This is a genomic window from Mesorhizobium australafricanum (assembly GCF_033977265.1).
GTDB lineage: Bacteria > Pseudomonadota > Alphaproteobacteria > Rhizobiales > Rhizobiaceae > Mesorhizobium > Mesorhizobium australafricanum.
The window spans coordinates 707,114-722,542 of record NZ_JAVIIT010000002.1 but is presented as its reverse complement, the minus strand read 5'-3'; the positions used below and the strand labels follow the sequence as shown (position 1 = coordinate 722,542).

The window sequence follows — 15,429 nt, the reverse complement described above, 5'->3', positions numbered from 1 at the left end:
CCGGGCTCACCGCTGCCGGGCCGTCGGCGCCGAAAGCGTTGTTGTAGTCGGTCGTGACATTGCCCCCGACGGTGGTCGTGGCGCCGTCTTCGGTCAGCGTGCCGGCATCCGCATTGTGCGCAACCGGAACGTCGTCGACGATGACGATGCTGATGGTGCCTTCGCCGTGGGTGCCGCCGATGCCGTCGACGGCGACCGCGACGCTGTCGGGCAGCGTGTTGTTGCCGTTGCCGGCGGGATGGGTCTGCGCGCCGCTGAGCGTATAGCTGTAGGCGAAGGTGGCTTCCGTGCCGCCGCCCGCCGGCGTCACGCCGGTGATCGTCAGCGTGCCTTCGCCCGTGTTGATGGTCTTGCCGAGCCAGTCGGCCAGAGTGTGGGTCTCGGTGCCGATGGTGACGTCCTTGATGCCGTCGGTGGCCGTGACCTTGAACGTGCCGGTGTCGGTCTCGCTGGTGTCGGGAACCGAGGTCAGGCCATGTTCGTAAACGACATTGGAAGCGCCATTGGCATTGGCGTCGTCGCTCGGTGTGACCACGACGGTTGAGCTGTCGTGGGCGCCATTGATCTCGAAGGTGATGGTCTTGGTGTCGGCGTCGCTGTCGTGATCGGTCAGCGTGTAGCCGAGCGAGACGTTGATCGTATCGCCGTCAGCCAGCGCCTGCGTCGCGGGCTTGCTGTTGTCCAGCACGAAGGTCCAGGTGCCGTTGGCGTTCTGCGTCAGCGTGCCGTAGTCGGCCAGGTTGACCGTGTTGACGCCCAGCGTGGCGGTCACCGTTCCCCAGCTCACCGGGCTCACCGCTGCCGGGCCGTCGGCGCCGAAAGCGTTGTTGTAGTCGGTCGTGACATTGCCCCCGACGGTGGTCGTGGCGCCGTCTTCGGTCAGCGTGCCGGCATCCGCATTGTGCGCAACCGGCACATCATCGACGATCTTGACCGAGAGCGTGCCCGGCAGCGAAACGTCGCCGTCGCTGTCGGTGACTATCACCGTCATGTTGTCGAAGATGGAATTGGTGCCGTCGCCGTCCGGATGCTGTACGCTGTGCAGCAGCGTGTAGGTGTAGCTCACCTGGCCGGTAGCGGCGTCGTAGCCGGTGATCGTCAATGTGCCGTCCGGCGTGGTTACGCTGACATGCTGATTGGCGCTGTTGGCCAGGTCGGCGCCCGAAATCACCTGGCCGTTGATGGTCAGCGAGCCGATGCCGTCGGGCGAGTTGATGGTGAAGGTACCGGTGTTGTGCTCGGATGGGTCGTTGTCGACCGCGGCGCTGGTGCCTGCTTCGCCGGACCCGGTCGCGCCGGCGGTCTCCAGGCCTTTTTCATCGACGGAGGTGTCGCCGCCCTCGACCGAAGGCGTAAGGTCGAGGATCGTCGGCGTCGAGTCGGGCAGCAGGCCCGGGAACAGCTCGCGATGGTCCGGCTGGCCGAACGCCAGGTCCGTCGGCGGCAGCAGCGACGTCAGGCCGAAGCCGTCGCCGATCCCGCCTGCGGGATGTTCGAAATTGCCGCCCGCGCTGCCCGGCGAGCCGTTGCCGCCGGCCGAGATCGAGCCGTCGGCGCCGAAGGCGACATCGATATGGCTTGCCTCGAGCGCGGCGATCAGGGCTACGCGTGGCACCTCGACGTCGCCGAGGATGAAGGTCGGAACATTCAGCGCGGCGTCCTTGATGACGATCTCGGATCCGTCGGGCTGCGTGAGGACGAGATCGTGTCCGTCGACCTTGATGTTGTCGATCGAGACGCTGGCCGGAAGCTTTACGACGTTGCCGGCCTCGACGTGATATTCATGCGGGGCATTCGCTGCGGCCGCATTTGCCGCCGGTGCGTTTGCGGGGGCGTTGGAGGCCTTGGCGTCGGCCGCCGGCTGGTTTGCTCCTTGCGCATTGGCCGCGCCCTGCGCCGGCGCGCCGCTGCCGACATCGACCGGCACCGGCTCGCTCGCCGCCTGGCCGCTGGCTGCCTGCGCGACCTGGACACCAGTCGAGATCGGATTTTCCGCAGCGTTCGAGTGCTCGTCCCAGGAATTTGAAACGGCGTCGAATTCGATATTGTTCGTCATAGCTCAAGCCCCTCCGGCGTTTCCCGGAAAGAGACATGTCAGCCTCGGGCTTTGCAACAGACCTTCAACCTATTTCATATATCCGAATATGTAGAGAATCGCATTTTTTATACTTGGTAAATCGCGATTATATATGCAGTTATGCATGCTCCCAAGGAATGCGGGATTGGCTGCGACGCGCGGCGTTGACTTGGTAAATGAGAGTATAAATTTGAATAAAATTTGACAGAAAATAGAATAGAGTGATTCGCGGAAATTTACCCACCTTCCTTTCCGATAATTTGAGACAAGATTGGTAGCGTCCACAGTCAAAGGTGGGCGTTATGAAAATACAAAAAGCAGCCCCGGGGATGACGGGGATCAAGGTACTCTTGCTGGCGATCGGCCTTGCCGTCCAGGCAAATCCATCATCCGCCAACGCGGATTCGGACGTGGATACCGCCCTGCAAAAGGTGCTTGCGCCGGCGAGCCTCGGCGGCGTTTCGCTGGCCCGGCCGCAGCCTTGGCAGCCGGCCGCCGCATACCGGATCACGGACCTTTCGGCCGGCTACGCAGCACCTTATGAGGTTCAATCGCTTTCGACCGCCACGGCCGATCCCGGCATCGACCCGATCCAGACCGCCGCGATCATCCCCGGCGTTTTCGGCTCCGTCGCCTTGTCGATGCGCAACTTTCCGGTCGCGGCGCGCTGGGCTCCCGTCTACAGGGCCATCGTCGATTGCACCGCGGGCAGTGCCTGCGATCGCGAGAACCCGGCTTTCACCGAGATCATCAACATTGCCGGTAACAAGGGCTTTCGCGACAAGCTGGCCTTCGTCAACAGCAGCATCAACCGCCTGATCGCCTATCGCAAGGACAGCGTCGTTTACGGCAAGCTCGACTACTGGGCCAAACCTTCGGAAGTCCTCGAGCATCGCGCCGGCGATTGCGAGGATTTCGCCATACTCAAGATGGCGGCGTTGGTGCGGGCCGGCATCCCGGCGCAAAGCATGTCGCTCGTGGTGCTCCAGGATCGCCGCCGCAAGTTCTTCCATGCCGTTCTGTCGGTGAGCACCGCAAGCGGCGCCTTCATCCTCGACAGCCTTGGCAACGCCGTTGTGCGCGATAGCGATCTGCCCGACTATGTTCCACTCTATTCCTTCAGCACCGATCGTGCCTGGATCCACGGGTCGAAGTCCGGCGCGCAGATCGCCGACATCGCCGGCGGCTTCGCGACGGTAGCGCCCGGTGAAGGCACTTCGCCTGATGTGGATGTGGCGTCCGCGACATCTGGTGTTGCGAAATAGGCTGCTTGTCGGGCGGAGCTATTGAAGGAAAGCGCGCCGCAACGTTCGCAATTGGACGAGGCCTCCCCAACGTCGTCATCCTTGGGCGTAGCGACGCGAAGCGGAGCGAAGACCCGAGGATCCATGCCGCTACTTTAATCGTAGCGCGCAGCGGAGCAGAATTCTGTACCGTGGACAAAGCTTCAATGTAACGGCATGGATCCTATGGTCTGCGCTGCGTCGCTCCGCTCCTTGCTTCGCCATAGGATGACGAAGACGAAGGCTTAAAGCGCGTCGCGCTGAACCGGATTCAAGCGACGCGCTTTAAGTTCTTGTTTTATGCATGTAGTTATCCCAGAACCGCTGCACACTTCTGGGCGACATGCATTAGGCGGGACTTCAACGCATTCGGCGTGCCAGCGCAAACGCTGTATGGCCCGTCGAAACTAAAGCGCGTCGCGCTGAACCGGATTCAGGCGACGCGCTTTAAGTCTTTGTGTTGATGCATGTCGTTATCCCAGAACCGCTGCACACTTCTGGGCGACATGCATTAGCCGTTGAAGACGAAGGCCATCAGGAGTTCCGGCTCGGTGACGGGCGCGCGCACGGCGCTGAGCTGGCCGCGATAGCGGCGCTCGCCGGCGCCGATGACGAAGCCTGTGCTGACTGGCGTCTCGCCATTGGCGTCGAGCCGGGCGAAGATGTCTGGAACGTTGAGGTCGAGCGCCAGCTTCAGGTCCTGCCGCCCATCCTCGCCGGGAGCGCTCGGCAATTGACGCCTGACCAGTTGCTGGAACGGCGTGTTGAAGGCCAGGATCTTCTTCGACGAAGACAGCGCGAAGGCGGGCGAGGGGCAGGCAATCAGGATCGCATTGATCGTGCGGATCGAGGCAAGCTTGCGCAGTTCCATGCTTTCCTCGGCGAGGCCGCGCATGCAGGCGACCCGGATCGCCGAGGTGAGATTGCCCTCGGGATGATGTTCGGCGATCTCCTCGACGAGCATGCCGATCGTGCATTTGCGGCTTTCCGCCATCTGTTTCAGCGACACCCAGAAGGCGCGCTCCAGGCGGATGCCGCGCCGCACGCCGCCGCGCGCCACGACGCGGAACTCCGGGCCGAAATCCTCGGCCGCGAGCGCCGGCAGCAGCCGTTCGCGCGCAGTGTCGGGGCGGATGGCGCTATCGTTCACTCATCGCCTCCTGACGCGCCTTGTTGATGGGCTTCAAAAGATAGTTGAGGATCGTCTTGCGTCCGGTCTTGATGTCGACCGAGCAGATCATGCCAGGGATGATCGAATAGGTCTTGCCGTTCCGTGCCAGCGTCGACTTATCGGTCGCAACCCGCACCTGATAGTAAGGTTCGCCGGTCTTCTGGTCGACGAGACTGTCGGCGGTGATGTTGGAGACCTTGCCCTCGATGCCGCCGAAGATCGAGAAATCATAGGCCGTGACCTTGATCAGCGCCTCCTGGTTCGGCTGGATGAAGGCGACGTCGCGCGGCGAAACCCGCGCCTCGACCAGCAGCGTCTCGGAGGTCGGCACGATGCCGGCCACCACCGCGCCTGGCTGCACGAAGGCGCCGAGCGTGTTGACGTCGAGCGTGTTGACGATGCCGTCGACCGGCGAGCGGATATCGGTGCGCGCCACCTTGTCGGTGGCGCCGCGGATGGTTTCGTCGACCACGGAAAGATCGGCGAGCGCTTGCGTCAGGTCGCTCAACGCTTCCTGCTGCAGTTGCAAGCCCAATTCGTTCACCTGAAGCTGCGCCTCGGTGATCGCCGACTGGCCCTTCTTGATCGTCTCTCCGGCAAGGGTCAGCTGTCCGTGAAGGTCGGTCTGTTCCCGCTCGACGCGGATCTGCTCGGTCCTGGCCATAAGGCCTTTCTTGACCATGGGTTCGACCAGCGCCGCTTCCTGGTCGGTGACGGCCAGGCTCTTGGACAGGCGATCGGCGTTGGCGGTGGCCTCGTCCAGTTCCTTCTCGCGCTGATCGAGGCGCGATTTGAGAACGGACAGCTTCACCTCGAAGTTGTCGCGCCGCGCGACGAGCAGCTTTTGCTCGTTGTCGCAGATTTCGGGCGCGACCTTCTGGATTTCCGCAGGGCAGGGAAACGACCCTTCGACATTGCCGCTCTGCTCAAACTGCAGCCGCGCGATGCGCGCCTGCAGCGCTCGCGCCTTGGCCTTCTCTTCGCCAAGGCTCGAAGTATTGCCCGAGTTGTCGAGGCGAATGATGAGGTCGTTCTTCTTGACGGTCTGGCCGATCAGCACGGCGATCTCCTGCACGACGCCGGGTTCGCTGGCCTGAATGATCTGCGTCTTCGAAGCGGGTATCACCTTGCCTTCGCCGCGCGCGATCTCGTCCACCTCGGCAAACGATGCCCAGGCCGTGAAGCACACGAACAGCGCCCCGACGATGTAGACGGACGCCGAGGCGAACAGTGGTGGCCGATCTTCCCTTGCAAGCATGTCTACACGTTCCGCTCAGGCATTGCCCTTCTGCAGCGCCTGGATGACTTGTTCCTTTGGCCCGTCCGCGACGATGCGGCCTTGCTCGATGACGATGAGGCGGTCGGCAAGTTCCAGCATGCTGTAGCGATGGGTCGATACGATCAGTGTCGTGTTGCGGTCGAACGCCACCTTGAGCTGCTTGATCAACTGCCGTTCGGAGGCGAGATCCATCGAACCCGATGGCTCGTCCAGGAAGACGATCTTCGGCTTGGTCAAGAGCAGCCGGGCGATTGCCACTGCCTGCCTTTGCCCGCCCGACAGATTGGTGCCTCGCTCGCCGACATTCATGTCGTAGCCGCGCGGATGCCGCGAGACGAAGTCATCGACGCCCGCGGCTTTCGCCGCATCGATGATCTCCTCGTCGGTCGCTTCCGGCGCCGCCATCAAAAGGTTTTCCTTGATGGTTCCCGAAAACAAGTCGCCGGCCTGCGCGACAATGCCGACCGCGGCGCGGACCTCCGACGGGTGATATTGGCGGATGTCGATGCCGTCGAGCAGCAACTCCCCCGACGTCGGCAGGTAGAGCCGGCCGATCAGCCGGCCCATCGTCGTCTTGCCGGAGCCGATGCGGCCGATGATGCCGACCCGCTCGCCGGGCCTGACCGCGATGTTGAGCCCGCTCAGAACCTCGTTCTCTGTGCCCGGATAGGCGAAGCCGACATTCCTGAAGACGAGGGCGCCGCTGCGGATCGGCCGGTTGACGAAACCGACCGTATCGGGGCGATCCTCCGGCTGCGACATGATCGTATTGACGATCTTGAGCGACAGCATGGCCTGCCGGAACCGCGCCAGCGTGATGGCGATCTGGCCGAGTGGGGCCACGGCGCGGCCGGCGAGCATCACGGTGCCGATGATGGCGCCTGTCGAGACCTGGCCTTCCGAGAACGCGTAGGCGCCGGCCACTACCAGGGCGACCGTCACGAATTGCTGGATGGCACCGGTGATGTTGCCTGCCGCCGCCGAGAGCTCCTTGATTTTCTCCGACGTGTTGGCCGCGTTTTTCGAGTGCTCGCCCCATTTGCGCAGCAGGTAGGCTTCGGCGCGCAGCGACTTGATCGTCTCCAGCGTCGAAATGGATTCGACCAGCAGGGCCTGGCGCTGCGACGCCTCGTTCATCGAGGCGGCGACCCGCTTGCCGATCCGCCGCTGCGTTATCAGCCCGACAATGACCGAGATGACGAAGGCCACCGCCGGTATGATCACCAGCCAGCCGCCGATGGCGTAGATCACCAGCAGGAAAACGAAGACGAAGATTGTATCGATGAAGACGCTGATGGTGTTCGAGGTGAAGAACTCGCGCACGAACTCGTATTGCGTGACACGGTTTGCATATTCGCCCGTCGATCCGGGCCGCGCCGAAAGCGAGGAATTCAGCACTTTTTCGAACAGCAGGTAGGAGATCCGCAGATCCGCCTTGCGTCCGGCATAGTCGATCAGCGACGCCCTGGCCGTCTTCAGGAGCAGGTCGAACAGGATGGCCGCGCCGATGCCGAGCGCCAGCACCCACAGCGTGGAGATCGCCTTGTTCGGCAGGATGCGGTCGTAGACGTTCATGGTGAAGATCGGCGAAGCGATCGCAAGCAGATTGATGAAGACCGCCGACAGCACCACTTTCGAATAGGTGCGCCAGAACGCCCCCATGGTGCCGGTCAGCCAGTGGCGCCTTTCGATCCGCGCGGCGGTGCCGACCGTCATCTCTTCGGCCGCGTTGGCATAGGTGATCGAAAAGGAGGTGCCGCCGCTAATATGGTTTTCGGCGAGTTCCGATCTGTCGATTGTGGTGCGGCCGTTTTCCTGGGGCGCCGTCAGATATTGCCCACCCTCGATTTCCGCCAGGAGGGCGATCGGCAATTGGCTGACGCGGAAGACGATGGCCGGAACATCGAAGCGGCCGCGCAGGAAATCGCGGTGGCTGAAATCCTGGACCTCGAGGCCGATGCGTTCGGCCAGATGGCGGATTTCATCCGGCTCGATGCGCGTCTCCGAAATCGGCACACCGGCAAACAGCACGGTTTCCGCGCTCGGCCTGCCCAGATAGGCCGCAACAGCGCAGAAGCAGGCCTTGAAGGCCTCCTTGGGCGATAGGATGTTAGGTTGCTGGTTCACGATCAGCCCCGAAGGACTTGAAGATCGATGCTTACATTGGCTACTTTTTCCTGACCGGCGCGAGGATGTCGAACGGCAGATCGTTCCTCTGCTCCGACGGCGTCCGCGCATAAGTCTCGGTATCGGCCGTTTTAGGCACTCCGAACTCCGTGCGCGCATAGGCCGTGGCCTGCTTGGCCGGCTGGATGTTGAGCGTCTTCAGCAATTCCCCGGTTGCGGCCAGCAGCCGGTATTCCGCAAACAGCGACGCGTAAGACGACGTGTCGGCCAGTGTTGCGGTGTTGAAGCGCGTGTTCTGGGCATCGAGCACGTCGAGCAGCGAGCGCTGTCCGACCTTGAACTGCTCGCGATAGGAAGCGACCAGCTTTTCGTTGGTGGCTGCCTGCTGCCGCAGCGTCTTTGCCAGGTCCGCCTGGCGGAAGCGGCGGTCCCACGAGGTGCGGACGGCTTCCTCGATCTCGCGCAGCACCTGGTGCAAAGCAAGACGCTGCTCGCTGGTGCGGCGGATCTGTTCCTGTTCATTGGCCTTGTCGATGCCGCCGCGATACAGGTTCCAGCGCAGCACCACCCGAGCCTGCAGGTCGCTCGCGTCGCCATTGTCGCCGTCGATGTCATACCCGCCCCGGGCAACACCCTCGGCGGTAATCGTCGGGCCAAATTTCGCCCGCGCCGCATCGACCAGCGAAGCGGCGGCGTCGATATCGCTGTTGGCCATATGGACACGCGGATTGTTCTGCCTGGCGAGCCCGATCGCATCGTCCAGCGACCGCGGCAGGGCGGCTGCGACATCGGCCGGGCGCGAGGCGTTGGTCAGCGGCTTGCCGACATTCTTGAAGAAGCGGATCTTGGCCGCCTCGAGTTCTTCGGTTGCCTCCTGCATCCGCGCCTTGGCCGCATAAAGGCGTTCCTCGGCCTGCTGCCGGTCGGCGTCATTGAGCGCGCCGCCCGCGATACCTTGCTTGATGTCGCCGAGAATGGACTGATGGAAGCCAAGGTTCTTCTTGGCCTCGGCCACGATCGAAGCCTGCAGCATGTATTCCAGATAGTCCTGAACGACCGCAAGCCCGATGAACTCGGACCGTTCCAGAACCCGGAAGGAAGCCCCATCGACCCGCGAGGCCTGGCGGGTCAGTTCCGCTCGCCGCGCGCCGCTGTCATAAAGCGTCTGCGAAACCGTGAGGTCGGCCTCGTTCGGATAGAGGGCTTTGTGATCCTCGTCGAGCGCGCGCCTTGTATCATTGTCCAGCCGGCGAACGCCTGTCGACGCTTCCAGATCGACGCTGGGAAGATAAAGGCCCTTTGCCTGGCGCAGCTCGAATTCAATCGCTTCGCGGTTTTCGATCGCCTGTCCAATCTCCGGATTGGACTCCACTGCGACGGCGACGGCTTCTTTGAGTGTGAGTGCGCTGGCGCTCTCGCAAGCCAGCATCGACACCGTGATGGCAAGCGCAAAGCGCCAGCCGACGGTTACTTTACCCGTCCTGGTCATTTCTACCCCGTGACTATCCCCGCGCCACTATGTTTTTTATGGGCGCTTATTTGCCCAAGCCTGCCACCAGAGCTTGTGGCCAGTATCTATCAGATTTTTCGAGGATGTGAGTGCATAATGGATTAGACACCCCCCAAAAGTGAGATTCCGGGCATTAGTGCCAAAACCTGTAGCAAAAATGGCACAGAAACCCGGCGCGGCGGGCCGGGGCTTTTCGGTTCAAGCAGGTCGCGATGGTTAATGGTCTCAAACAAATGGCGAATCGTGCGGTCGCCAAGCACAAGCTCCTGGGAAATCTGCTGCGACTTTGCAAAGCATGCGCAAGAAATCGCCATGTCGGTCTGGTTTGGTTGGCAAACGGAGATCGTTCCCTGTATTGCGAGCCGGAGCAAAAAACCGTGGATCTTCTTGCATGACCAATGTCGCCCTGACCGGGCTTGCCCGTGATCTTGCCCGACGCGCCGCCGAGGGCAAGCCGGTGCGCATCGGCGTCGTCGGCTCCGGCGAGATGGGCACGGACCTGGTGACGCAGGGCATGCTGATGCCGGGCATTTCGATCGCGGCCATTTCCACGCGGCGCCCGCACACCGCCCGCGAGGCGATCCGCATCGCCTATGGCGACGAGGCATTTGCCGCCGAGGCCGAAACCGCATCAAGGGTCACCCAGGCGATCGAGAGCGGCAGGATCGCCATCACCTCGAACGAGATGCTGGTCACCAATCCGCTGATCGACGTCGTCATCGACGCTACCGGAAAACCTGGCGTTGCCGCCGATTTCGACCTGATGGCCATGGAACACGGCAAGCATCTGGTGATGATGAATGTCGAGGCCGACGTGACCATCGGCTGCTACCTGAAGCAGCAGGCCGACCGGCTGGGCGTCGTCTACTCGGTCGGCGCGGGCGACGAGCCGTCAAGCTGCATGGAACTGATCGAATTCGCCTCGGCGCTTGGGCTAACCATCGTCTCGGCCGGCAAGGGCAAGAACAATCCGCTCAACCATGACGCCGTTCCGGACGACTACCGGGAAGAGGCGGCCCGCCGCAACATGAACCCGCGCATGCTGGTCGAGTTCGTCGACGGCTCCAAGACCATGGTCGAGATGTGCGCCATCGCCAATGCCACCGGCCTGGTGCCGGATGTTCCCGGCATGCACGGACCCAAGGCCGATCGCGATCAACTGGCCAAGGTGCTGATTCCGAAAGAGGACGGCGGCCTGCTGTCGAGGAAAGGCGTCGTCGACTACACGGTCGGCAAGGGCGTGGCGCCCGGCGTCTTCGTCATCGTCGAGGCGATGCACCCGCGCGTCGTCGAGCGCATGGACGATCTCCATGTCGGTCAGGGCCCCTATTACGGCTTGTTCCGGCCTTATCACCTGACCTCGCTGGAAGTGCCGCTCACCGCCGCCCGTATCATGCTCTACGGCAAACCCGACATGGTGCCGCTACCGAGACCGGTGGCGGAAGTCTGTGCGGTCGCCAAGCGCGACCTTGCCGCCGGCGAGACCTTCGATGCGATCGGCGAGACTTGTTATCGCTCCTGGACCATGACGATTGCCGAAGCACGCGCCAGCCGCGCCTTGCCGGTCGGCTTGCTTGAAGGCGGCAAAGTGCTGAAGCCGGTCAGGAAGGGCGAACTTCTCACGACCGATAACGCGGCTCCGGATCAGTCAACCAGGCTGTACGCCCTGCGCAAGCTGCAGGACCAGATGCTCTACGGCGCCTGACGCTTCGACACCCAATCGGTCAATCCGGCCGCGCTAGCTTTGTCATGACAAAACACTATATTGTAGTGACAGGGAACGGAGGGCCTTTAGATGAATCTCCAGATCAGGGATCCGCGGGCAAGGGAACTCGCCCGGCAACTTGCCGAAAAACGCAAAATCTCAATGACCGAAGCGGTCATCGAGGCGCTCGAATCGGAGCTGCAGCGCGAACGTGAACAAATCCCGCTGGCTGAGCGCCTAGCGGTCATTGCAAAAGAACTCAAATCCAAGGCAGCCGCCGGTGGCCGGGCGTTGAGCAAGGATGAGATCGACGAGATGTGGGGTCATTCCTGATGTTCGTCGACACATCGGTGGTCGTCGCCATCCTGGCGGACGAGGAAGACGCCGCCGACTGGAGTGAAAGGATAGGGCAGGCGACTAGCAGGATAACGTCCCCACTGGTCATTCTTGAGGCAGCTATGCGGCTTTCATCACTGCTTGTCGTGGACCCGCTCATTGCGGAGGCGGCGATAGAAGCCTTCCTTCGCCAGGCCGAAATCGAAGTCGTCCCGATTGAAAGCGGCGATGCGAGACTCGCGATCCAGGCGTTTTCGAGCTATGGCAAGGGTCGCGGCCATCCCGCCCAACTCAACCTTGCCGACTGCCTTTCATATGCATTGGCGAAGGGTCGCAGCGTGCCTTTGCTCTACAAGGGCAACGATTTTTCGCACACCGATCTCGCGTGACCGGAACAGAACCTTATTTCCCTAGCTCTATCGACCTGAGCCGCGCCGCCTCGACCGCTTCGGTAACGAGCTTCGTCAACCGGTCTCCGCCCATGAGCACGGCAAGTGCGGCGGCGGTCGTGCCGTTGGGGCTGGTCACCTGCTGGCGCAGCACGCCCGGCTCCTCGTCGCTTTCGGCGGCGAGCGAGGCGGCGCCGAAAACGGTCTGCATGGCAAGCAGCTTGGCGGTCTCGGCGGGAAGGCCGGCCTTCTCGGCCGCAACCGTCAGCGCCTCGATGAAGTGGAAGACATAGGCCGGGCCGGAGCCCGAGACGGCCGTCACGGCGTCCATAAGGCCCTCGTCGTCGATCGTCGTCACGACACCGCTTGCCGAAAGCAGTTCGGCAACGAAGCGGCGGACATCGTCGGAAACCAGCGGGTTGGAGTACACCACCATCATGCCCTTGCCGATCGCCGCCGGCGTGTTCGGCATGCAGCGGATGATGGGCGCGAGCTCGCCCAGAATTTCCTCGAAAGTCGCGACCGGCGTCCCGGCGGCAATGCTGAGAAAGCTGGTCCTGCCGTCGCCGAAGCGCTTGTAGTGCGCCGTCACCTCGCGGATCACCTGCGGCTTTACCGCAATGACCACGAGATCGGGCACGGCATCGGCCGGAATACCTGCGGCGTCGGCGGCGGCACGGCAGCCGAGATGTTCGGCGCGCTGGCGCAGTTCCGTATTGGGCTCGACCACGAACACCGCCGACGGCTCGAGCTTTGCGGATTTCAGCCAGCCCGAGAGCATGGCGTAACCCATATTGCCGCAACCGGCGAGAACGAGCCTGATCGTCATGAAAGCCTCCGCAAGATGGCTTTCCTTAGACGTTTGCGCCGCAGTGGAAAAGAGCTGTGAGCAGGAGATCGATCGGCCAGGCCCAGCATAGAAATTTTGACGGTCGGCTATGTCCGCGTTGGCAGGTCGCATGCCTTGGAGATTGGCCGAAACGTCCACCCCGCCGTCATCCTTGTGCGGAGCGGGAAGCGAAGCGTACCGCGTAGACCCAAGGATCCATGCCGGGACCTCACAGCGCTGCCACGGTGCTGAATTCTGCTCCGCTGCAGCCTTCGATCAAGGTCACGGCAAGGATCCCAGGGTCTCCGCGACGCCGTTTCGCGGCTGCTCCCCAGGGATGACGAGGTTGAGGATCAGTGAGAGACGCGAACCGGGATCGGCCGCAGCGAGACTTGTCTGAGACCAAGCACGCCGAGCACGAAGAACAGCCAGACGGGATCGCCGCGGTGGAAGAAGAAGCTTTCCAGGAAACCGTTCAGCGCCGTGAACAGCACCACCATCATGAAGAAATCGCCGAGGAAGATGTTTTCCTTGCGCGCCGGGATGCGCATGTAGTTGCGCAAAGGGGCGATCAGGAAGGTGTAGACGGCGACGCAGAGCGCCGGGATGCCCATCAGCACGGCGATGTCGAGATAGCCGTCATGGCCATGCACGATGGTGCGGATATCCCAGGGCCGGTCGAAAGGCTGGTCCTGGTTGAGCAGCAGCGGCGTCCCCCAGAAGCTCTCGTAGCCGTAGCCGGTCCATGGCTTCTTCGCCAGCATCTCGCCGGCAAATTCCCAGAGCGTCGTGCGTCCGGTATAGGTCAGGTTCGGGAAATAGATCGCCGCCAGATGTTTCACCGGCGGGATGAAGACGATGCCGAGCGTGCCGACGGCGGTGGCGATGATGGCCAGCGCAAACAGGATCGGCGTGCCGAGCCGCATGCCGATGAGGCTGGGCAGCACGACGATCATGATGGAGAACGGGATCAGTCCGGCCGTCGTCTTGGAGCCGGTATGCAGCATGAACACCATCGCCGCGCAGAAGATGCCGGCGCCCGACCAGCGCTGGCCGCGCCGAAACAGATAGAGCCCGGCGAAGCTGAAACAGGCCATCACCGGCCCGGCGATGTTCTTGTGGGTGAAGACGCCGCGCCACAGGCCGGCATGCTCGGGCTCCTGCGAATCGGCGGTATGCAGTGCCTCATGCGGAAAGACGATCAGGCCGGTATAGGAAAGGCCGATCACCACGACGGCGGTGAAGATGACCACTCGGGCAAAGGAGTCGGCGTCGCGCGGCAGCACCAGGATCGTCGCCATGGTGATGATGCCGATCATGGTGAAGGAGGCGGCGCGCATCGCCGCGGGCGGATCGGTCGCCAGCACCACCGACAGGAAGAAGAAGCCCAGCATCAGCGCCCAGGAGGGGCTGACCAGCGAGCGCACCACGCGCGGATCGGCGAAGGCGAACAGCGAGAAGATCGAGACGGCGCCGAGCGAGCCGAAGCCGAGCTGGTTGACGATGTCGCCGCCGTCGCCGGTCAGTTCCGCGCCGGCCGGCTGGAACGGCCGGAACGAGATGATGATGACGGTGAACAAAAGCGCGGCGATCGCCGTCGCGACGCCGTCGCGCGTGAAGGCGGCGCTGAGCGGCGCGCGCTCAATTCTTCTCAGGCTGTCGGTACTGCTCATTGGCATATCCGAATTCGGCAAGCACCCGGCCGAGCGCGACATAGACCGGATAGAGCCCGCTCGTCAGCGAGCCGGTGCGCGCCAGCCGGATGGCGCCGCGCAGCGGCGAGGCCGCAAGCAGCGCCAGGCTCTTCAGGAAAACCTTAAGGCCGGCAAGCGGCGTGCCGGCGCGTTTCTTCTTTTCGACCAGCGTCGAGATCACGCCGTTGCGCAGGCTGCGGGCGCGGATCCAGTCCGCCTCGACGCGCCGGGCCGGCACGGTTTCGTTGACTTTTGCGTCGGCGCACCAGCCGAGCACGAAGCCTTTCTGCGCGCAACGGCTGAGGAAGTCGGAATCGCCGCCGCCCATGAAATTGAACCGCAAGTCGAGGAAGGGCGGTCCCATGGCCTTCAGCACGTTGCGCCCGACCAGCAAATTGCCGGAGGAATAAAGCGCCGGCACGCGGCCCGTTTCCCGATAGGGCGGTGCAAAGACCGGGTGCTCGGCCCATCTGGCATGGCTGGGATCGGCAAAGACCGGCACTTGCGGGCCGCCGATAATGTCGGCCTGAAGGCTTTCCGCGGCCTTGCACATGCGCTCCAGCCAGTCGGGCTCGGCGATCTCGTCGTCGTCGATGACCAGCAGGTGCTTGAAGTTGGGAAACTGCAGCATCGCCGTCTGCCATCCGGCATTGTAGGCGCTGCAATTGCCGCGCTCATGCGCGATGATCACCATGCCGGGCATCTCGCCGCTTTCGAATAGCGGCAGCACCGCGCGGGCGCCTTCGCGCGCCTCGGCCTCGTTTTCCATGACGATGACGGCAAAGCGCCTGTCGGTCCGCTGCGCCTTGAGCGAAGCCAGGGTTTCCAGCACCCGCTCCGGCCGCTTGAAGGTCGGCAGCGTCACAACCGCCTCGACGGTCTCGGCGGCAAGCCCCGGCGACCGCCCCGCGATCGATACAGAAGCGTAGGACGGCAAGGGGATCATCCGTTTCCAGCAGCGTGGGTTTGAGCCTCGATAGCATCGCGGTGATAACGTTTCGTTAATCACCTTCTCGCCCCGGCTGTCGG

The 15,429-nt window shown here is 63.0% G+C and carries 12 protein-coding genes; 4 read left to right on the top strand and 8 right to left on the bottom strand.

The features are described from left to right. A partial coding sequence (locus tag RFM98_RS06820; protein ID WP_320308120.1) for a VCBS domain-containing protein occupies window positions 1–2,056 on the bottom strand: 2,056 nt, incomplete at its 3' end. A 350-nt stretch (window positions 2,057–2,406) separates the two neighbouring features. Here RFM98_RS06820 and RFM98_RS06815 point away from each other — a divergent pair. Beyond that, window positions 2,407–3,342, top strand: coding sequence for a transglutaminase-like cysteine peptidase (locus RFM98_RS06815; protein WP_320308119.1), 936 nt, complete (start codon window positions 2,407–2,409; stop codon window positions 3,340–3,342). Between the two features lie 529 nt (window positions 3,343–3,871). Here RFM98_RS06815 and RFM98_RS06810 read toward each other — a convergent pair. The 4 genes from RFM98_RS06810 to RFM98_RS06795 are packed head-to-tail and all read right to left on the bottom strand — an operon-like array spanning window position 3,872 to window position 9,426. Continuing rightward, window positions 3,872–4,510, bottom strand: a complete 639-nt coding sequence (locus RFM98_RS06810) for a ribbon-helix-helix domain-containing protein (RefSeq protein WP_320308118.1) — start codon at window positions 4,508–4,510, stop codon at window positions 3,872–3,874. Next, window positions 4,500–5,789, bottom strand: a complete 1,290-nt coding sequence (locus RFM98_RS06805; RefSeq protein WP_320308117.1) for an HlyD family type I secretion periplasmic adaptor subunit — start codon at window positions 5,787–5,789, stop codon at window positions 4,500–4,502. The genes RFM98_RS06810 and RFM98_RS06805 overlap by 11 nt, the downstream gene beginning before the upstream one ends. Before the next feature lie 15 nt (window positions 5,790–5,804). Beyond that, window positions 5,805–7,937, bottom strand: coding sequence for a type I secretion system permease/ATPase (locus RFM98_RS06800; protein ID WP_320308116.1), 2,133 nt, complete (start codon window positions 7,935–7,937; stop codon window positions 5,805–5,807). 40 nt (window positions 7,938–7,977) lie between these two features. Further along, complete coding sequence (locus RFM98_RS06795; protein WP_320308115.1) at window positions 7,978–9,426, bottom strand: TolC family protein; 1,449 nt, start codon at window positions 9,424–9,426, stop codon at window positions 7,978–7,980. Between the two features lie 412 nt (window positions 9,427–9,838). On the opposite strand from RFM98_RS06795, the gene RFM98_RS06790 reads away from it, so the two are divergent. From RFM98_RS06790 to RFM98_RS06780, 3 genes are all read left to right on the top strand, one after another. After that, window positions 9,839–11,152: an NAD(P)H-dependent oxidoreductase gene (locus tag RFM98_RS06790; protein WP_320308114.1), complete on the top strand. Its 1,314-nt coding sequence runs from the start codon at window positions 9,839–9,841 to the stop codon at window positions 11,150–11,152. Window positions 11,153–11,242: 90 nt separating this feature from the next. Continuing rightward, window positions 11,243–11,485, top strand: coding sequence for a type II toxin-antitoxin system VapB family antitoxin (locus RFM98_RS06785; RefSeq protein ID WP_320308113.1), 243 nt, complete (start codon window positions 11,243–11,245; stop codon window positions 11,483–11,485). Next, complete coding sequence (locus RFM98_RS06780) at window positions 11,485–11,877, top strand: type II toxin-antitoxin system VapC family toxin (protein WP_320308112.1); 393 nt, start codon at window positions 11,485–11,487, stop codon at window positions 11,875–11,877. The genes RFM98_RS06785 and RFM98_RS06780 overlap by 1 nt, the downstream gene beginning before the upstream one ends. A 13-nt stretch (window positions 11,878–11,890) precedes the next feature. Here RFM98_RS06780 and proC read toward each other — a convergent pair whose 3' ends face one another. The 3 genes from proC to RFM98_RS06765 all read right to left on the bottom strand — a co-directional run bounded on the left by proC (window position 11,891) and on the right by RFM98_RS06765 (window position 15,346). Then, window positions 11,891–12,706: a pyrroline-5-carboxylate reductase gene (gene proC / locus RFM98_RS06775; protein WP_320308111.1), complete on the bottom strand. Its 816-nt coding sequence runs from the start codon at window positions 12,704–12,706 to the stop codon at window positions 11,891–11,893. A 353-nt stretch (window positions 12,707–13,059) separates the two neighbouring features. Continuing rightward, a complete protein-coding gene (locus RFM98_RS06770) occupies window positions 13,060–14,379 on the bottom strand; it encodes an O-antigen ligase family protein (protein ID WP_320308110.1) in 1,320 nt (439 codons plus the stop codon). Further along, a complete protein-coding gene (locus RFM98_RS06765) occupies window positions 14,348–15,346 on the bottom strand; it encodes a glycosyltransferase family 2 protein (RefSeq protein WP_320308109.1) in 999 nt (332 codons plus the stop codon). Before RFM98_RS06765 ends, RFM98_RS06770 begins: the two co-directional genes overlap by 32 nt. Between the last annotated feature and the right edge of the window lie 83 nt (window positions 15,347–15,429).

What these genes read in the sequence shown, in the direction of transcription:
- RFM98_RS06815 (WP_320308119.1), top strand. Translation starts at nt 2,407, where the DNA reads ATGACGGGGATCAAGGTACTCTTGCTGGCGATCGGCCTTGCCGTCCAG.
- RFM98_RS06805 (WP_320308117.1), bottom strand. Translation starts at nt 5,789, where the DNA reads ATGCTTGCAAGGGAAGATCGGCCACCACTGTTCGCCTCGGCGTCCGTC.
- RFM98_RS06795 (WP_320308115.1), bottom strand. Translation starts at nt 9,426, where the DNA reads ATGACCAGGACGGGTAAAGTAACCGTCGGCTGGCGCTTTGCGCTTGCC.
- RFM98_RS06790 (WP_320308114.1), top strand. Translation starts at nt 9,839, where the DNA reads ATGACCAATGTCGCCCTGACCGGGCTTGCCCGTGATCTTGCCCGACGC.
- RFM98_RS06785 (WP_320308113.1), top strand. Translation starts at nt 11,243, where the DNA reads ATGAATCTCCAGATCAGGGATCCGCGGGCAAGGGAACTCGCCCGGCAA.
- RFM98_RS06780 (WP_320308112.1), top strand. Translation starts at nt 11,485, where the DNA reads ATGTTCGTCGACACATCGGTGGTCGTCGCCATCCTGGCGGACGAGGAA.
- proC (WP_320308111.1), bottom strand. Translation starts at nt 12,706, where the DNA reads ATGACGATCAGGCTCGTTCTCGCCGGTTGCGGCAATATGGGTTACGCC.
- RFM98_RS06770 (WP_320308110.1), bottom strand. Translation starts at nt 14,379, where the DNA reads ATGAGCAGTACCGACAGCCTGAGAAGAATTGAGCGCGCGCCGCTCAGC.
- RFM98_RS06765 (WP_320308109.1), bottom strand. Translation starts at nt 15,346, where the DNA reads ATGATCCCCTTGCCGTCCTACGCTTCTGTATCGATCGCGGGGCGGTCG.